General features: G+C 64.7%; 2 protein-coding genes. One reads left to right on the plus strand and one right to left on the minus strand.

What is annotated here, in order from left to right:
* Positions 1 to 1,165: IS21 family transposase (gene istA / locus ACOVRJ_RS22040; protein WP_422045964.1), on the minus strand; the 1,165-nt coding region annotated here is incomplete at its 3' end.
* Positions 1,166 to 1,656: 491 nt separating this feature from the next.
* Between istA and ACOVRJ_RS22045 the strand changes: the two genes are divergently transcribed.
* A partial coding sequence (locus ACOVRJ_RS22045; RefSeq protein ID WP_422045965.1) for a hypothetical protein occupies positions 1,657 to 1,937 on the plus strand: 281 nt, incomplete at its 3' end.

Raw genomic sequence — 1,937 nt, forward strand, 5'->3', positions numbered from 1 at the left:
GCTTCCTCTGCAGCAGCGGGATGTAGTGCTGCCAGTCGTACCGCGTCTCGCCGGCGTTGCTCAACCGGTCGTGGCGCGCCACGATCCTGTCATCGGCCACCACCGCCACGCTGGCCGGGTACAGCCGCGTGCTGACCATCTGCCCGTGCAGCTCGCACGGCACCGAGTAGCGGTTGCGCGCCACCGACACGAGGCAAGTGCTCGACACCCGCGCCGGCTTCTCGACGTAGCCGTCGAACGGATTGGGCATGGGCATCAGTTGCATCCGCTCGTGCTCCAGCATCTCGGCCACGCTGAACTGCTCGTGCTCGGGGTGGCGAACCTCCTCCCACAGGGCCCGGCACCGATCAGCCAGCCAAGCGTTGAGTTCGGTGAAGCTGCCGAACTTGATCTTGGCCGCATCGATCCAGATGCGTCGGCGGCTGTCCTGGACGTTCTTCTCGACGACTCCCTTCTCCCAGCCGCTGGCCACGTTGCAGAAGTCGGGCTCGACCAGGTAGTGCGTGCACATGGCTGCGAAGCGCTCGTTGACGATGCGGCCCTTGCCCTTCCTGACCTTGTCCACCGCCGTCTTCATGTTGTCGTAGATGCCCCGGCGAGCCACGCCGCCGAGCGCCGCGAACGACCGCGTGTGGGCATCGAACAGCATCTCGTGGCCCTGGCTGGGGTACGCCACCAGCCAGAACGCCCGCGAGGCGCACAGCTTCATGTGCGAGACCTGCGCCCGGTAGTAGATGCCGCCCACCACCAGGCCTTCCTCGCTCCAGTCGAACTGGTAGGCCTCGCCCAGCTCGAAGGCCAGCGGAATGAAGGCATTGACCGCTGCACCCTGACCCTCACCCTGGCGCCACGCCCGGATGAAGTCGGTCACGCGGGTGTAGCCACCGTCGTAGCCGGCTGCTCTGATCTCGGCGTACAGCGCCTTGGCCGTGCGCCGCTCGTGCTTGGGCCACCGTGCATCGGCCTTCAGCGCCTGCTTGAGAGCCTCGTGGAAGATCGTGAGCTTGTTGGGTTGCTCGCCGCGCCGGTACTTGGGCGGGCCATCAACTTCGCCGTGCAGCCACTTCGCAACCGTGTTGCGCGACAGCCCCGTGATGCGCGAGATCTCGCGCTCCGACTTGTTCTTCCGGCTATGCAAACGCCGGATCCTGCCAATCATGTCCATGGTGATCACTCCTCGTCCTCTGCTGCACAAAAAAGCAGCAGGGTAGGTTGTTCACCTGGCTCAGTTTTGGGTCGGCACTACCCTCAAAAGTGGCTCAGTTTTCGGTCGGCGCCAACAGTCGGGCAACTGGGGAAAGATCGGATGGAGTGCATTGGCAGGGGGCATTTCGGGCGCGTTTGGCGCAAAGGTTCCATTCAAGTCAGGGCTTGGCGTGGCAACCGTCGCAGGTGCTGCGGGTGGCGCGGGAGGCAACATCGCGAGCAGCTTGTTGACCTGTCAACCGGTCGAAGGTCGTCAAGTGATGGCACAGGCCGTCATTGGCGCCGTTTCTGGCGGCGCTGGGTTCGGTGCAACAGCACTGACAATGCCTGCAGCCTCAGCGTCGATGACGGGAGTGATCGCTGGCGGCGCGACGCAGACTTGGGCAAACCTTGGTGTGCCCGCATCCTTCGGCGGGTTCATTCCTGGGAGGTGATCGCGGTGAGATCAGCATGACCCTGCTTGACGCCGTCGTGGTCGGCTTTGCTGGCGTGGTGGTAGGTGGAGGCTGGGTGGCGGTAGGCCGCATCCGGCACCTCATCCTTGAACCTGACTCGGGCGAGCGCCGCAATCGCTACGCCCTATGGCTCGCCTGGTTGGGTGTCACCGCCGTTTCGCTCGCGGCCCTTTTCGGTACTCTCCATCGTGTCGCTCGCTGGACCGATGCGGAGGCACTAGCGACCGCCGGGCTGTTCGTCGCATGTGGAGCCTTGGGGGCAGTATTCGCACGCGC

The organism is Roseateles sp., assembly GCF_049240545.1.
Classification (GTDB): domain Bacteria; phylum Pseudomonadota; class Gammaproteobacteria; order Burkholderiales; family Burkholderiaceae_C; genus Paucibacter_A.